This is a genomic window from Microbulbifer sp. 2205BS26-8 (assembly GCF_030731025.1).
Taxonomy (GTDB): Bacteria; Pseudomonadota; Gammaproteobacteria; order Pseudomonadales; family Cellvibrionaceae; genus Microbulbifer; species Microbulbifer spongiae.
In genome coordinates this window covers 42439-57616 of sequence record NZ_JAVAMR010000003.1, presented here as the reverse complement: position 1 = coordinate 57616, position 15178 = coordinate 42439, and the positions used below count along the sequence as shown (strand labels likewise).

Annotated in this window: 15 protein-coding genes; 7 read left to right on the top strand and 8 right to left on the bottom strand. The window is 56.1% G+C overall.

From position 1 onward, the window contains the following. Positions 1-66: 66 nt before the first annotated feature. The 4 genes from Q5Y71_RS01670 to Q5Y71_RS01655 form a co-directional block, all read right to left on the bottom strand. A complete protein-coding gene (locus Q5Y71_RS01670) occupies positions 67-921 on the bottom strand; it encodes a sugar nucleotide-binding protein (protein ID WP_306039534.1) in 855 nt (284 codons plus the stop codon). A 14-nt stretch (positions 922-935) separates the two neighbouring features. Continuing rightward, on the bottom strand, positions 936-1478 hold the full coding sequence (gene ssb, locus Q5Y71_RS01665) for a single-stranded DNA-binding protein (RefSeq protein WP_306039532.1): 543 nt from the start codon (positions 1476-1478) through the stop codon (positions 936-938). A gap of 151 nt (positions 1479-1629) precedes the next feature. After that, positions 1630-2793, bottom strand: coding sequence for an MFS transporter (locus Q5Y71_RS01660; RefSeq protein WP_306039531.1), 1164 nt, complete (start codon positions 2791-2793; stop codon positions 1630-1632). A 90-nt stretch (positions 2794-2883) separates the two neighbouring features. Then, the gene (locus Q5Y71_RS01655; RefSeq protein WP_371876978.1) at positions 2884-4290 is read right to left on the bottom strand and encodes a mannose-1-phosphate guanylyltransferase/mannose-6-phosphate isomerase; all 1407 of its coding nucleotides are present in this window, start codon (positions 4288-4290) and stop codon (positions 2884-2886) included. 158 nt (positions 4291-4448) lie between these two features. On the opposite strand from Q5Y71_RS01655, the gene uvrA reads away from it, so the two are divergent. The 7 genes from uvrA (at position 4449) to Q5Y71_RS01620 (ending at position 12388) form a co-directional block, all read left to right on the top strand. Next, positions 4449-7274: an excinuclease ABC subunit UvrA gene (gene uvrA, locus Q5Y71_RS01650; RefSeq protein ID WP_306039527.1), complete on the top strand. Its 2826-nt coding sequence runs from the start codon at positions 4449-4451 to the stop codon at positions 7272-7274. 83 nt (positions 7275-7357) lie between these two features. Then, positions 7358-7651 carry a hypothetical protein gene (locus Q5Y71_RS01645; RefSeq protein ID WP_306039525.1) on the top strand — a complete coding sequence of 98 codons (294 nt, stop codon included), beginning with the start codon at positions 7358-7360 and terminating at the stop codon, positions 7649-7651. Positions 7652-7683: 32 nt separating this feature from the next. Then, entirely contained in the window at positions 7684-7965 is a 282-nt protein-coding gene (locus Q5Y71_RS01640) for a hypothetical protein (protein WP_306039523.1), read from the top strand. A 46-nt stretch (positions 7966-8011) separates the two neighbouring features. Further along, positions 8012-8761, top strand: a complete 750-nt coding sequence (gene pxpA / locus Q5Y71_RS01635) for a 5-oxoprolinase subunit PxpA (protein WP_306039521.1) — start codon at positions 8012-8014, stop codon at positions 8759-8761. 47 nt (positions 8762-8808) lie between these two features. Next, complete coding sequence (gene pxpB / locus Q5Y71_RS01630) at positions 8809-9513, top strand: 5-oxoprolinase subunit PxpB (protein WP_306039519.1); 705 nt, start codon at positions 8809-8811, stop codon at positions 9511-9513. Then, on the top strand, positions 9513-10493 hold the full coding sequence (locus Q5Y71_RS01625) for a biotin-dependent carboxyltransferase family protein (protein WP_306039517.1): 981 nt from the start codon (positions 9513-9515) through the stop codon (positions 10491-10493). Before pxpB ends, Q5Y71_RS01625 begins: the two co-directional genes overlap by 1 nt. A 440-nt stretch (positions 10494-10933) precedes the next feature. Further along, entirely contained in the window at positions 10934-12388 is a 1455-nt protein-coding gene (locus Q5Y71_RS01620; RefSeq protein WP_306039515.1) for a pectin acetylesterase-family hydrolase, read from the top strand. 92 nt (positions 12389-12480) lie between these two features. On the opposite strand, the gene Q5Y71_RS01615 is transcribed toward Q5Y71_RS01620, so the two are convergent. From Q5Y71_RS01615 to rpoA, 4 genes are all read right to left on the bottom strand, one after another. Beyond that, positions 12481-13128, bottom strand: a complete 648-nt coding sequence (locus tag Q5Y71_RS01615) for a hypothetical protein (protein ID WP_306039513.1) — start codon at positions 13126-13128, stop codon at positions 12481-12483. A 195-nt stretch (positions 13129-13323) separates the two neighbouring features. Beyond that, positions 13324-13572, bottom strand: coding sequence for a DUF1315 family protein (locus tag Q5Y71_RS01610; RefSeq protein WP_306039511.1), 249 nt, complete (start codon positions 13570-13572; stop codon positions 13324-13326). 81 nt (positions 13573-13653) lie between these two features. Next, positions 13654-14043 (bottom strand): 50S ribosomal protein L17, encoded by a 390-nt coding sequence (rplQ, locus tag Q5Y71_RS01605; RefSeq protein ID WP_301415142.1) that lies wholly within the window; start codon positions 14041-14043, stop codon positions 13654-13656. Positions 14044-14166: 123 nt separating this feature from the next. Beyond that, the gene (gene rpoA, locus Q5Y71_RS01600) at positions 14167-15171 is read right to left on the bottom strand and encodes a DNA-directed RNA polymerase subunit alpha (protein WP_306039649.1); all 1005 of its coding nucleotides are present in this window, start codon (positions 15169-15171) and stop codon (positions 14167-14169) included. Between the last annotated feature and the right edge of the window lie 7 nt (positions 15172-15178).

Genomic DNA, 15178 nt, shown 5'->3' with positions numbered 1-15178 from the left:
AAGCCCAACAGGGGTCTGCCTAACGGGCGCCTCTCACTTTGCAACACTTCCCCGGCAATCTCTCTTTTAGGGTGTTGACCTCTCCGCTTCCAGGCGCTCAAGCCAAAGCTCCACTTGCCGGGTGAGCCCCTGGCGCCAGCTGTGCTGCTGAATGCCGAAGACATCGCGCAGCTTGCCGCAGGCGAGAACAACACTGCGATCTCGCCGTTTCCCGCTATCCTCCAGCAGGCTCAACGGCACCAGCCGCTCTTCGTCATAGAAGGACCGGGCCCGCTCCACAACCTCCAAAGCAAACTCCATCGCAGTACAGCTGTCGGAGCTGCCGTAGTGGTAAATCCCGCTGGCACAGGCCCCACTGGCCAACTGCTGTGACACTGCCACCACCACACGCGCCAAATCCAAAGCGGTGACCGGATTGCCGCTGCTGCAGCTATCCAGGGCGATGGGCTCGCCCGTAACAAAACTGTGCAACACCCGCCCCAACAGCGCATCCCGGCTACTGTCCACCACCCAACCGAATCTCAAAATAGTCAGATGGTCCAAACCGCCCAGGGCCCGCTCACAAGTCAGCCACTGTCGCCCGCAACGGGCGCGGGGCTCCGCTGCCTCGTCTTCATCGTAGCGACGGCGTTCTCCGCCGGCAAAGACCTGATAGGAGGAGAGCTGGATCACATGCGCACAGGGATTCTGCGCGAGCAGTCTGGCCACCTGTAGCGCCTCCGGCATGCCCTGCGCATCGGCGCAGGCCGAGGCATTGATCACAAGAGAGCCCGGGCGCAATTGTTCGAGTTCAGATGGGGCCAACAGCTGGGTGCGCAGGCCGGCACGCTGCAGGCGTTTCTGCAACGCGCCGTCAATTTCATTGCCGGCCGTGATAACCGCAACGGTGCCCGGTTTGTAGCCGGAACTCAGTTCAAACACTGGACAGGCCAGCCTCAGAAGGGAATATCGTCGTCAAAGCTGTTGTCGAACCCACCGGCGGAGCCCTGGTTGGGCTGCTGCTTGTTGGGTGGTGCCGCCGGCGAAGGAGCGGTATTTGCCGGTGCAAAGGCGCCCTGACCACTCGTGGGGTGTGCACCGCTATCGGCGGCGCCCATTCCGGCACCACTCACACCCTGGCCAAAGCCGCCCGCTTCACCGCGGCCGTCGAGCATCTGCATCTCACTGGCGACAATCTCAGTGCTGTAGCGATCCTGGCCGGTGCTCTTGTCCTGCCACTTGCGTGTGCGCAGTGCTCCCTCAATATACACTTTGGAACCCTTGCGCAGGTACTCTCCGGCAATTTCGGCCAGGCGGTTGAAGAACACCACCCGGTGCCACTCGGTGCGTTCTTGCTGCTGGCCAGTCTGCTTGTCTTTCCAGCTCTCGCTGGTGGCCAGGCTTACGTTGGTTACGGCACCCCCACTCGGCATATACCGGGTTTCCGGATCATTGCCCAGATTGCCAATCAAAATAACTTTATTAATTCCCCTGGCCATGGCCCTCTCCTCTCTTCAACCCGGGTCCCGCCCGGGGCAATTATGATTCAGACGTTACCTGTGCACGCCTGCTCAAACACTGCCGTTGCACGATCGCCCCGGCAGGCAATCAGTGTATGTTTATCCAGCAGCATACAACAGTCGCCACCAGTTAGTAAGCACTGGCCCGCTCGCGCAGCCACCACCAGAGCAGCCCCCAGACCGATAACGCTGCAAAACCGAACCAGGCCACAGCGCTCGCGCCACCCACGCCGAACAGGTAGCCTCCCAGACTGCCGCCGACAAAGGTGCCGAAAAACTGCAGGGTTGCATAGAGACCCGAAGCGGCCCCGCGGGCATCCACCGGCGCCTTGCGGGTCAACTGGGCTGGCAACAGCGCCTCCAGCAGATTGAAACCGGTAAAGAAAATACCCAGCAGTACCACTGCAACCCAGGGGCCGGTCGCCAGCAACAGTGCCGCACTGCCCCCAGCCAGAGCCAGAGCTCCCAGGTTTAAGGCGAGCGGGGCTTTTTTACCGCACTCTGCCAGCCGCATCAGCGGCAGCATTAGAATAAAGGTGCCCAGCATCAGGGGGCCGTACAGTTTCCAGTGCTCCCCTGCCGGCCACCCCAGCCTGTTCACCAAAACCAGTGGCAGGGCGACAAATAACGCCGTCAGTAACAGGTGGGAAAAAAATGCCCCGGAAACCATCCTCCAGATGAGACCACTGCCCAGTACAGTGCGGAAACCACCGCTGGAAACTGCCGGGCGCCGCGCCACCGGTGGCGCTGGCACAACATACCAGACCAGCAGAATACCCAGCAAAGCCAATACCGCGGTGACCCAGAAGACAGCCGCCAGACCACCGGCGCCCGCCAGGGCCGGCCCCAGTACCACTGCCAGCATAAAGGCCACCCCGATTGACGCACCTACCACCGCCATGGCGATACCGCGCTTCTCGTCCCGGGTGAGATCGGCAACCAGCGCCATTACCGCTGCCGAAATAGCACCACAGCCCTGCAGCACCCTGCCGGCAATCAATCCGTAGACCGAGTCCGTCTGGGCCGCGATTACACTGCCGAGGGCAAACAGGGCGAGGCCCGTATAGATCACCGGCTTGCGCCCCCAGCGGTCGGATAGCAGCCCCAGGGGGATCTGCAGCACCGCCTGGCTCAGGCCATAGGCACCCAGGGCCAGCCCCAGCAGCAGGGGCGTGCTAGCGCGGTAATCCCCACCGTAAACGGTGAGCACCGGCAGCACCATAAACAGGCCGAGCATGCGAAAAACATACAGGGGGGCCAATCCACCCAGGGCGCGACGCTCAATGGCATTCATGCAAATCCCGCAACAGCATTCAATTGGGCGCGCATTGTACAGCGAGCTGCCAACGGGCTGTAGTGGAAGCTGCACAGATGCCCACCACGGCTAATTGCGGCCGTAATCATCGTCAAAGCGAACGATATCATCCTCACCCAGATAACTGCCGGATTGCACTTCGATCAACTCCAGGGGAATGGTGCCCGGGTTTTCCAGGCGGTGGACCACCCCCAGGGAAATGTAAGTGGACTGGTTCTCGGTGATCAGCAACTCCTCTTCGCCGCGGGTCACCCTGGCTGTGCCACGCACGACGACCCAGTGCTCGGCCCGGTGGTGGTGCATTTGCCGGGATAGCTGCTGACCAGGCTTGACCACGATACGTTTGACCTGGAAGCGCGGGCCCGCATCTATGGAGTCATAATAACCCCAGGGCCTGTAGACCTTGCGGTGGCGCCGGGCCTCGCTGCGCCCGGAACGCTTGAGATTGTGTACCAGCTTTTTCACCTCCTGAACCCGCTGCTTTCCGGCGATCAGCAGGGCATCATCGGTATCCACCACCACCAGATCCTTGACTCCCAGCAGGCTTACCAGGCGATTTTCAGCGCGCACCAGACAGCCCTCGCTGTCCTCCAGCAGCACATCGCCCTGCAACAGGTTGTCATCGGCATCCCGTTCGGCCAGTTCCCAGAGTCCGAGCCAGGAGCCCACGTCGCTCCAGCCGGCATCCATAGAAACCACGGCGGCGGTTTCGGTGCACTCCATCACCGCATAGTCCACCGACTCGTCGGCGCAGGCGGCAAAGGCCGTTTTATCCACACGGGTAAAATCCAGATCCCGCGCGGCGTGTGCACAGGCGCTCCGGCAGGCCGCGAGAATATCTCCGCGGTGTTGGCCCAGCTCTTCCAGATAACGGGAGGCGCGCAACAGGAAGATGCCACTGTTCCAGGCGTGCTCACCGCCGGCCAGGTAAGACTTCGCAGTATCGACATCCGGTTTCTCGACAAACGCCATCACCTTCCAGGCACGGTCCCCCAGAGCCTCTCCGCGGCGAATATAGCCATAGCCTGTCTCGGCGCGCGTCGGCGCAACACCAAAGGTCACCAAATATCCCTGTTCCGCCAGCGCCGCCGCTGCCTGCACCGCACTTTGGAAAGCCGGCACATCCGCCACTGTATGATCTGCCGGCAGCACCAGCAGCAGGGGGTCCTCACCGCACTCCAGCGCCGTCAACGCAGCCAGAGCAATGGCCGGTGCCGTATTGCGTGCACAGGGCTCCAGCAGGATCGACTGGGCCCCGTGCCCAATCTCCTGCAGTTGTTCTGCCGCAGCAAAGCGGTGCTCCTCATTGCACACCAGAATGGGGGCCTGCAATCGCTGCAGCCCCTCCAGACGCCGCACCGTAGCCTGCAACATGGTCTCACCGCCAATCAGCGGCAGAAACTGCTTTGGGTAGGCTTCGCGGGAGAGCGGCCATAAACGCGAGCCGGTACCACCGCAGAGAATTACAGGAACCATCACTTCAATCTGTCCAGCTGTTGGGTTTTTGCGGCAGACGATTTTGGCACATTGGCTGGCGAGTTTATACTGAGCTGTTTTTCGGCACCGCAGTTGTGATCGCCCTGCGCGGAGCAAGTCCGAGGCCCGACCCAGTATGACCAGCAGATAGGTAGAGCGTGGACACGATTTATGTAAGGGGTGCGCGCACCCACAACCTGAAAAATATCGACCTCGACATCCCCCGCGACAAACTGATCGTGATTACCGGACTGTCCGGTTCCGGCAAATCCTCCCTGGCATTTGACACCCTCTACGCCGAGGGCCAGCGCCGCTATGTGGAGTCCCTCTCCACCTATGCGCGCCAGTTCCTGTCGATGATGGAAAAGCCGGACGTGGACACCGTCGACGGACTGTCTCCAGCCATATCCATCGAGCAAAAGTCCACCTCTCACAACCCCCGCTCTACCGTGGGTACTATCACCGAGATTTATGATTACCTGCGCCTGCTGTTTGCCCGTGTGGGCGAACCCCGCTGTCCCGAGCACGCTGAACCGCTGCAGGCGCAGACAGTCAGCCAGATGGTGGATCAGGTACTGGCCCTGCCGGAAGGCAGCAAGATCATGCTGCTGGCACCCGTGGTGCGGGATCGCAAGGGCGAGCACCAGCATGTGTTCGAACAGCTGCGTCGCGATGGGTTCGTGCGCGCGCGTATTGATGGGGTGACCTGCGATCTCGATGACACCCCCAAACTGGACAAGCGCCGCAAGCATACCATTGAGGTCATCGTGGACCGCTTCAAGGTACGCAATGATCTGCAACTGCGTCTGTCGGAATCTTTTGAAACGGCCCTGAACCTCACCCAAGGCATTGCCTCCATCAGTTTTATGGAGGGCCATCAGGAAGACCGGCTCTTCTCTGCCCGCCACGCCTGCCCGGTGTGCGACTATTCCCTGGATGAGCTGGAGCCGCGTCTGTTCTCTTTCAACAATCCCGCCGGCGCCTGCCCGAGCTGCGACGGCCTGGGCGTCAAGCAGTTCTTCGACGAGGACAAGGTGATTCTCGATCCGCAGAGCAGTATTTCAGAGGGCGCCATCCGCGGCTGGGACCGACGCAATATCTATTACTATCATATGCTCGATGCCCTCGCTGAGCACTACGGCTTTGATCTGGACAAGCCCTGGAAAAAGCTGCGCAAAGCGCACCGCAGGATTATCCTGCAGGGCAGCGGCGATGAAGTCATCGACTTCAGCTATGTCAACGACCGCGGCGACGTCACCGTGCGGCGTCACACCTTCGAGGGCATTATTCCCAACTTCCAGCGCCGCTACCGGGATACTGAATCCCAGTCCGTGCGCGAGGAACTGGCCAAATACCTGAGCACGCAGCAGTGCCCTGAGTGCTGCGGCACCCGCCTGCGCCGCGAGGCCCGCCATGTTTTTGTAGACAACCGCACCCTGGCGGAAATCACCGCACTGCCGGTGGGCGATGCCTTCGATTATTTCGATCACCAACTGACTTTCGAGGGCGCCCAGAAAGAGATTGCCGACAAGATCCTGAAAGAACTGCGCGACCGGTTTCGCTTTCTCGTGGACGTGGGCCTCAACTACCTGACCCTGAACCGCAGCGCTGAAACCCTGTCCGGCGGCGAGGCCCAGCGCATTCGCCTGGCCAGCCAGATCGGCGCAGGCCTGGTGGGCGTGATGTATATTCTCGATGAGCCCTCCATCGGCCTTCACCAGCGCGACAATGCACGCCTGCTGAACACACTCACCCACCTGCGCGATATCGGCAATACCGTGATCGTGGTGGAACACGATGAAGATGCCATCCGCAACGCAGACTACATTGTCGATATCGGCCCCGGCGCCGGCGTACACGGCGGTGAAATAGTCGCCGTCGGTAGCGCGGACAGGATTGCCAGGTGCAAGAATTCACTGACCGGACAGTACCTCTCCGGCAAAAAGAAAATTGCCGTGCCAGAGGCGCGCTATGTACCCGAACCAGACTATATACTGCGTCTTGAGGGCGCCCGTGGTAACAACTTGCGGGACGTGGACCTGGAAATTCCCGTGGGCCTGTTCACCTGTGTCACCGGTGTCTCCGGCTCCGGTAAATCCACTCTGATCAACACCACCCTGTATCCGCTGGCAGCGACAGCCCTGAACAGAGCTACCACCCTGAAGGCTGCGCCCTACCGGGCAGTGTATGGGCTGGAGCACTTCGACAAGTGCGTGGATATCGACCAGAGCCCGATCGGGCGCACACCCAGATCCAACCCGGCCACCTACACCGGTATTTTCACCCCGATCCGCGACCTGTTTGCCGGCACCCAGGAAGCCCGTTCCCGCGGCTACAAGCCCGGTCGCTTCAGCTTTAATGTCAAGGGCGGTCGCTGTGAGGCCTGCCAGGGCGATGGCGTCATCAAGGTGGAGATGCACTTTCTTCCCGATATCTATGTGCCCTGCGACACCTGCCATGGTAAGCGCTACAATCGCGAAACCCTGGAAGTACACTACAAGGGCAAGAACATCCACGAGGTACTGGAAATGACCGTGGAAGACGCGCGGGAGTTCTTCGACCCGGTACCTGCAATTGCCAAAAAACTGCAGACACTGATGGATGTGGGTCTCTCCTATATCAAGCTCGGCCAGGCCGCCACCACCCTCTCCGGCGGTGAAGCGCAGCGGGTGAAACTCTCGCGCGAACTGTCCAAGCGCGACACCGGCCAAACCCTGTATATTCTCGACGAACCCACCACCGGCCTGCACTTTGCCGATATCCAGTTACTGCTGGATGTATTGCACCGACTGCGCGATCACGGCAATACCATTGTTGTCATCGAACACAATCTGGACGTCATCAAAACCGCTGACTGGATCGTTGATTTGGGCCCGGAGGGCGGTTCCGGCGGCGGTCAAATTATTGCAGCGGGTTCACCGGAAGAGGTTGCGGAAATGGAGTTGTCCCATACCGGGCAATTTCTCAAACCAATGCTCGAATAGCTTCATTCACAAAGGGTGCCGGATGACTCCGGCGCCCTGTTTACAAAGCATCACCTTTATTAGTCCATTCTGAGATCAGTAAAATGAAGTTCTTAAATAAAGAGAGACTGAATTTACTTATCGCACTCTGTGCCATTCTGATTTCCACAACCTCTTTCTACGCCACCTACCAACAGGCGAAGGCAGCCAACCTCCAAGTCAAAGTGATGACCATGCCGATTGTGGAGTTCTCCCATGGCAATTTTGACATTAAAGAAAAAAAGCCGCTCATTTCCTTTACACTCAAAAATGCCGGATCGGGACCAGCGATACTAAAATCCATTCAATTCAATTCAATTATAAAAACATTCTCTATTCCAATCATACCGATTTCTTAAAAGGCTGTTGCAAAAAAGAGTACAACGAGCTGATGAAAAATTTAGCAAGTGCAAAAAGAGAAGAGAGAAATATCAGCTTTGATTCTGGGGGAATTGTCAGCAGCCCAACAGAAAATACTATTATCCCGGCAAAGTCTGACTTCGAATTTCTAAGAGTCTACAGAGGGGATTTATCCATTGATCTTTGGGAAAAAATTGACCAAGAGAGATTCAATCTTTCCCTGATCGCCTGCTTCTGTTCGCCTCTTGGAGATTGCTATCAATCCAATTCAGAACATATTTCGGTAGAGGTTAATTCCTGCCCGGCAGGTTAATTCTCCATCCATATAAGCCTTTAAATGCACTCTCGCAAGGACAGCTATGCATATCGATATCAACTGTGATCTGGGAGAAGGCAACGATATCTCCAGTTGTGACCGCGATGCGAGTATCATGCCCTATATCTCCCGTTGCAATATCGCCTGCGGTGGCCATGCCGGAAACCCTGAAATCATGCGCCTCTCAATTGCCAACGCCCTTGGGCAGCAGTTGCGGATCGGCGCTCACCCCAGCTATCCCGACAGGGTAAATTTCGGACGCAAGTCCATAAAACTTTCCAGGAGTGAGCTGCTAGACTCTCTACAAGATCAAATCGGGCTGCTGCGCACATTCATTGCCGAAGCTGGAGCCGAGCTTGACCATATCAAGCTACACGGCGCGCTCTATAACGATGCGGAGTCGAATGAGGAACTGGCCGAACAAATTCTTATTTTCTTTGCACAGGAATATCCCAATATGAAGATTGTCGGCCTCGCCAATGGCGCGATGGAAGCCGTTGGCAAAAAGTTCAGCACTGCATTTATCCGCGAGGGCTTTATGGACCGGCGGTATCTGAGTAAGAAAAAACTGGCGCCGCGCGCACTGCCGGGATCTGTGATTACCAATCCGAAAAGCTGCCTTGATCAAGCACTTGCCCTGGCGCGGGGAGAAACATTTAGCGGCTACCGGGGTGAGCCCATACAGCTTTCTGTGGATACCATCTGCCTGCACGGAGACACGCCTACTGCTCCGATTATCGCAAAACAGTTAATGCGGCATTTGCGCAAAAATGGCCTGACTATACACTCGTGAATTCTTTTTATAGTAATACGGATCCCGACAGTTTCGGTTTCAAAGTTATGGCAAACGGGGACTGCGCGCTGGATATCTGCTTTGCATCCCCACCGAGTGAAGACCTGAGCCGCTGTATTATCGGGATCAGGCAGTCGATCCAAAAGCGGGACTTCCCCGGTCTGGTTGATCTGATTCCCGCCTACCAGTGCCTGACGATTACTTTCGATCCACTCACCTGTGATCGCAGGCTTCTCACACAACAGCTAATAGAACTGGCTCAGGGGGTCATAGAATCCCCCCCAAGGTTAAGCAGGAAGCCGCGTACCATCTCCATACCGGTTTGCTACGAAGAAGCATTTGCCCCGGACATGCACACAGTCAGTGAATACACAAAGTTATCCCGGGAGGAAATTATTGCCCTGCACACCCACCCACCCTATCTGGTGCATATGCTGGGCTTCTCCCCGGGGTTTCTGTACCTAGGCGGGCTGGACCCACAGCTGCATTGCCCTCGCAAGCACACACCGCGCCTGCGGATTTCAGCGGGTGCTGTAGGCATTGGCGGCAGCCAGACCGGGGTTTACCCCCAGGCAACGCCCGGTGGTTGGCAGATCATCGGACAAACCCCCATCAGCCTGTTCCACCCTGCCAGCGATACCCCCTGTATCGCTGAGCCCCTGGATATTGTCAAATTTCACCCGGTGGATATCACCCAGTTTGAGACGATTAGGCAAAGTTACCCCCGCGCAAAATACAGGGAAAAACGCTGATGAGCATCTGCTTTACCCGTGCGGGCCTGCAAACCAGCGTTCAGGACTGTGGCCGCCCCGGCCTGATGCACTACGGCATTCCCCCAGGTGGTGCCGCCGATCCCCTGGCGATGACACTGGCAAACCTGATACTGGGCAATGTGACAAACAATCCAGTGATCGAAATCACCCTGACAGGACCCCGGATCGAATTTGGTTGCGACATCTCCATTGCCATTACCGGCGCCCAGTTTAAGGTCACCCTCAATGGCAACGCCGTCAATAATTTTGAGACTATACAGATACAACAGGGCGACACCCTGGATTTCGCCCAGTTAATCAGCGGAGCCCGCGCCTATATTGGATTTTCCGGGAAAATGGTTGTACCGGAACTATTAGGCAGCGTTTCAACACACTTAATCAGTCACTTTGGCGGGCACCGGTATGGCGCCATTAAAGCTGGAGATACCATTGATTTTTGCAATATTCAAACAGCGAAAACCGTGCGCCTGGCCTCGCAGTTTCACCTTCACTACACACCACACCCACAATTTCGGGTGGTTTCTGGTCCGGATAAGCTCCTCTTTGACAACGATACCGTCGAGCAGTTTTACCACACCACTTACACGGTATCGGCACAGAGTAACCGCATGGGTATTCGCTTGCATCCCCCCTCCACCTCCTCCCCTCCGGCAAGAAAAGAACGCGTATTTGAACAAATGATTTCATCCGGGCTCTATCCTGGCAGCATTCAGATTCCACCCGACACCGAACCGATTATTGCATTTGTGGAAGGTCAAACCATTGGTGGCTATCCCCGCATTGCCCATGTTATCAAAGCGGATCGACACCGCCTCGGCCAGTTAAAAGCCCACGACAAGATCAGCTTCCACCCTGTTGGATTGGCACAGGCAGCGCGGATACTGAGGGAAAAATACCAGCGCCTGAGAGAGCTACAACAAAGCCTTACTACTGACAGCAAAGTCAGTTTGATGCTGTAGTATTTTAATTTTTTTTGTTATTTTCCTAAAATATTCTGGAAGGAAATAAGCAAAAATTAGCCCTGTTCGATTTCGCAATTGAGGTTATAAATGGCTTGAATGTTCGCTAAGCCACGTCGGCCCCGCACTAAAAGGGTTTCCACCAGGCACATTCTTCTTTTTCTTTCCGGGGTTAGCCTCTTCCAGCAGCCGTGTTACTTTGAAAAAGACTAAATAGTCTCCCATGACTAAATAGTTTTCATCAAAACTTCGCCTAGACCGCCGCAACATTATTAACTACCCTCTCTAAGCTTTACCAAATCAGCGATTTGGACAGGTGTCTATTTTGGCCCGCTGCAGAAGGAGGAATTACAACATCGGCATCTTGCCTTATACAACTCAGCGCTACCCAAATAGCCCGATCCAAAGAGAAAATACCAACTACCTGAAGGGGATTAATAATGATAAGAATTCTCCGTGGTTTAATGTCAGCCTTTATCGCCATCTCACTCCTGGTTGCCTCCTATGCACAGGCTGAGCCGGGAGATTACAGTCTCTGGACTACCCTAAAGCACCTGTTTGATCCTCCCGAGGCCAACGCACCGGTGACGCCTGCGCAGGCACAGGGCATGTACCCTCTCGCCCTGGATGACCCCAGTTTTAACGATGGGTTTAGCCCTGGAAAATATGATCACTGGCAAAAAGTAGATGTTCCCGCCGACACCGGCGCCATGTGCGGCAATGGCTCACCGTACAAATTTTTTGTTTACCGGGTACCGGATACCAGCAACACCATGTTTTATTTTGAAGGCGGTGGCGCCTGCTGGGATTATGAGAGTTGTTCGGGGGCTACCGGTATTCGCGGCGCACGCAATCCCAACGGTATTCCCGACAACTATGTACAGAACATCAATCTGCTGGATTTTCAAAATGCCGCCAACCTGGCCACCGCTGCGGTATCCCCGCTGATTTACACCCACCATCCCTACAACCAATTTAAAACCGGTGAATGGAATCTGGTGTATGTGCCCTATTGCACAGGGGACATCTATGTGGGAGACAAAACAGAGGTCTATGAGGACACCACTGGTGAGAACCCCGACCTGATATGGCACCACAACGGCGTGCGCAATGTACAGGCGGTGATCTCCTGGGTCAAAAACAATCTGCAAAAACCCAAACAGATGGTGGCGGCAGGCTGCAGCGCCGGCAGTATCGGGGCGCTGCTGAACTACTCCAAGCTGCGCGCGGACATGAACGTGGATTACGGTTACCTGATCGATGATTCCGGCCCGCTCTATCGTGCGCCGCTGGACAGCGGCGACAACAACAGCTATCCGTCCCTGCCCCTACACCAGAAAGTGTTGAACTCCTGGACCACTTACTCCGCCGGCGGTGATCCCGGCGATGTCAACCCAGTCAATATGCTCGCCAGCATTACTCCGGGGTTCGACAAAAATGAACTGGCCTCACTCTACTCGGCCCTGTCCAGCAAGTTTCCCAGTGACCGCCTCGGCATCACCCACTTCCTAGCTGACGGTAACTTCTCATCCTATTCCTACGAGCGTTTCTACGAAGATATTTACAACGACCCGGATCCACAGTCCCGTCTGAACAAACTGCGTAACAAATGGCAGAAGGACACTTTTGACAACCTGATTCCGCAGCTTGAGCAGACCAGCAACTGGGGCTACTATTTCCCGATGTACCGGGACTTCAATGAAAGTCACTGCACCACTATCCTGGATCTGGAATATGGCGAGATAGCCGAGCACGGTCTGGTATTGCGCGATTTTCTCAACAATATCGTCAACTACCAGGGTGGCGCTATGCTCCGCGCTTATGAATCAGATCAGGTTTCCGATTTCCAAAATAACCATAACTGGTTCTACGATTTGGTGGGAGGGCTGCTCTAACTGAGGTTTGGATCGAACCCGGCGACCAGGGTTGCCGGGCTCATAATAGAAACTGTGATCCATGGAATGCAACTGCCTCCATGGATTATTGATCACGGGTTATTTTGTCCTGAATACGCTTTTTCCCGCGCTTCCTGCAAACGCTGGCGGAGGTATTCCTGCTTGCTCATGCCTTCGGGAAAATGTGCCATACCCTGCACTTCCTCCACTATCTGCGCTTCCACCTGTTTGTACTCCGCAAACCCCGGCACCGCTTCGTATGGATCATAAGCCGCTGTATTCTGCTGGGATCGCCTCTGGTAACGCGCTACCAGATCACTGGCTGCCTGCTCGAATGCCTGCACACTGGCACTGTTACGCTCCAGCCAGGCCAACTTCAGGGCCAGCGCCTCATAGGCCATCACCCGCCCGTCGGACTCTATGGATTCAATCAGCTGCCAGACATCCTCAGCACTCGGCGGGGACTTTCCCTGGTTAAAATAGGCATCCAGCGCCTGTTTATCCCGCTCCCTGTCAAGGTAGGCTCTCACTCGCGGATCTGACAGCAACCTGGCAGCCTCTTTACCGTGCATTATTTTAGGAACTTGGCTGCGCAATCCCTGTGAATCCACCGAAGGAAGCTCTGCCTTCGCCCCAGGGCTTTTTCCAATATCCTCAGGTGGCGGAAAGAAATACCACCAGGTAGCAGCAGCACCCAGAACCAGAGTGATACCAAAAGACAGCAGAATTTTATTATTCATTATTACCATTTCCGCTATATCGGGATAACGGCAACAGTGTAATCAGCTTGGAGGAATGTGCAAGGCGCGCTGGATGATCTACTTCGAAGGCACGGCCAAATGATGTGATGAAAAGGAGTCGTTGGTTAACGAAAATCTCCCCCTCCCGTAAATAATGGTAAGCTCCACGGCAGCAACCGGTAAGCCGTGCAAACACTATACCCAGTTGAGTTTCTCCCCTTCGGTCCGCGGATTAGCACAGGGGGTTTCTTTGCGGGGCACAAAGCCCACGCGGGATTCCGGTGGCAGGTTGTGCTGCTCCCAACGAGCCACTGCCTCTCCACACCTGCGGCGTTGCGCACCAGTTAGTGCCTGCCCATTGGGCCATTTACCCAACTCAATAGCGCGCTTCAGGCTCCCTATAACGTATGGATTGAGCGCGTCGAGCAACTCTTCGAAAGACATGCAACGGTACTCTCAGTTGATAGATCCGATACAAAAAAGCCGGTCTTTGACCGGCTTTTTCCCATCAGAAGTGGCCGGGACCTAGGCCTCGGCTACTTCAGATTCATCTTCCACGGGGCGATCCACCAGTTCCACATAGGCCATGGGCGCCTTGTCGCCCGTCCGGAAGCCGCATTTCAAAATTCGGATGTATCCACCTGGGCGCGCTTCATAGCGGGGACCCAGTTCATCAAACAGCTTGCGCACAGTGTCCTTGTCACGAATACGAGCGAAAGCCAGACGGCGATTGGCAACACTGTCTTTTTTCGCCAGGGTAATCAGCGGCTCGGCCACACGGCGTAATTCCTTGGCCTTTGGCAGCGTGGTTTTGATCAGTTCGTGCTCCACCAGAGAGGCAGTCATGTTCTTGAACATGGCCTTGCGGTGGGCGCTGGTGCGGCTGAATTTACGGCCACTATAGCGATGACGCATGACTCAATTCCTTACGACCACAGTTGCTGTCACAGCAGGTCGTTCTGGAGCGGCGTCACACCTAACTGTGGCACCACTCGGGTTTTCTGTATTTGTCACGGCACTACCGCGACTACCAAATACTTACAAAGGGCTTAATTTACTGTCACCCTTGAGGCTGGCCGGGGGCCAGTTTTCCAGGCGCATACCCAGAGACAAACCCCGGGAAGCCAGTACGTCCTTGATTTCGGTGAGGGACTTTTTGCCAAGGTTCGGGGTCTTCAGCAATTCTACTTCGGTGCGTTGGATCAGATCACCGATATAATAGATATTTTCCGCTTTCAGACAGTTGGCCGAACGTACCGTGAGCTCCAGATCATCGACCGGACGCAACAGTACCGGATCGACCTCAGGCTCCTCTGTTTTCGGCTGTGCGTCCTTTTCACCTTCCAGATCTACAAATACTGCCAGCTGCTGCTGCAGAATGGTGGCAGCACGGCGGATCGCCTCTTCCGGGTCCAGGGTACCATTGGTCTCTAGATCCAGTACCAGCTTGTCCAGATCCGTGCGCTGTTCTACACGTGCACTCTCCACACTGTAAGCCACACGGCGAACCGGGCTGTAGGAAGCATCCAGTTGCAAACGACCGATTGTACGGCTTTCCTCCTCCTCGCTACGGCGGGCATCAGCGGGCTGGTAGCCACGACCGCGCGCGATGGTAAGACGCAGGCTGAGTTCCACACCCCCGGTGATATTGGCAATCACGTGCTCGGGGTTCACAATCTCGATATCGTGATCTATCTGGATATCCCCGGCCGTTACTGCGCCCGGCCCCCGCTTGCTCAGGCTCAATACCGCCTGATCCTTACCGTGCATCACAACCGCGATTTCTTTCAGGTTAAGCAGGATTTCAATAACGTCTTCCTGCACACCTTCGATCGCGCTGTATTCATGCTCAACGCCGTCGATTTCGACTTCGGTGACAGCACAGCCCGGCATGGAGGACAGCAGGATACGACGCAGTGCGTTGCCAAGAGTGTGGCCAAAGCCACGTTCCAGGGGTTCCAGAACCACCTTGGCATGATTCGGGTTGTACTCGGTGACGTCAATACGACGCGGTGTCAAAAACTCGTTGACAGCAGTCTGCATAGCCATA

Coding starts and splice junctions, on each gene's coding strand:
- ssb (WP_306039532.1), bottom strand. CDS start 1,478: ATGGCCAGGGGAATTAATAAAGTTATTTTGATTGGCAATCTGGGCAAT.
- Q5Y71_RS01660 (WP_306039531.1), bottom strand. CDS start 2,793: ATGAATGCCATTGAGCGTCGCGCCCTGGGTGGATTGGCCCCCCTGTAT.
- Q5Y71_RS01655 (WP_371876978.1), bottom strand. CDS start 4,290: ATGGTTCCTGTAATTCTCTGCGGTGGTACCGGCTCGCGTTTATGGCCG.
- Q5Y71_RS01645 (WP_306039525.1), top strand. CDS start 7,358: ATGAAGTTCTTAAATAAAGAGAGACTGAATTTACTTATCGCACTCTGT.
- Q5Y71_RS01640 (WP_306039523.1), top strand. CDS start 7,684: ATGAAAAATTTAGCAAGTGCAAAAAGAGAAGAGAGAAATATCAGCTTT.
- pxpA (WP_306039521.1), top strand. CDS start 8,012: ATGCATATCGATATCAACTGTGATCTGGGAGAAGGCAACGATATCTCC.
- pxpB (WP_306039519.1), top strand. CDS start 8,809: ATGGCAAACGGGGACTGCGCGCTGGATATCTGCTTTGCATCCCCACCG.
- Q5Y71_RS01625 (WP_306039517.1), top strand. CDS start 9,513: ATGAGCATCTGCTTTACCCGTGCGGGCCTGCAAACCAGCGTTCAGGAC.
- Q5Y71_RS01620 (WP_306039515.1), top strand. CDS start 10,934: ATGATAAGAATTCTCCGTGGTTTAATGTCAGCCTTTATCGCCATCTCA.
- Q5Y71_RS01615 (WP_306039513.1), bottom strand. CDS start 13,128: ATGAATAATAAAATTCTGCTGTCTTTTGGTATCACTCTGGTTCTGGGT.
- Q5Y71_RS01610 (WP_306039511.1), bottom strand. CDS start 13,572: ATGTCTTTCGAAGAGTTGCTCGACGCGCTCAATCCATACGTTATAGGG.
- rplQ (WP_301415142.1), bottom strand. CDS start 14,043: ATGCGTCATCGCTATAGTGGCCGTAAATTCAGCCGCACCAGCGCCCAC.
- rpoA (WP_306039649.1), bottom strand. CDS start 15,171: ATGCAGACTGCTGTCAACGAGTTTTTGACACCGCGTCGTATTGACGTC.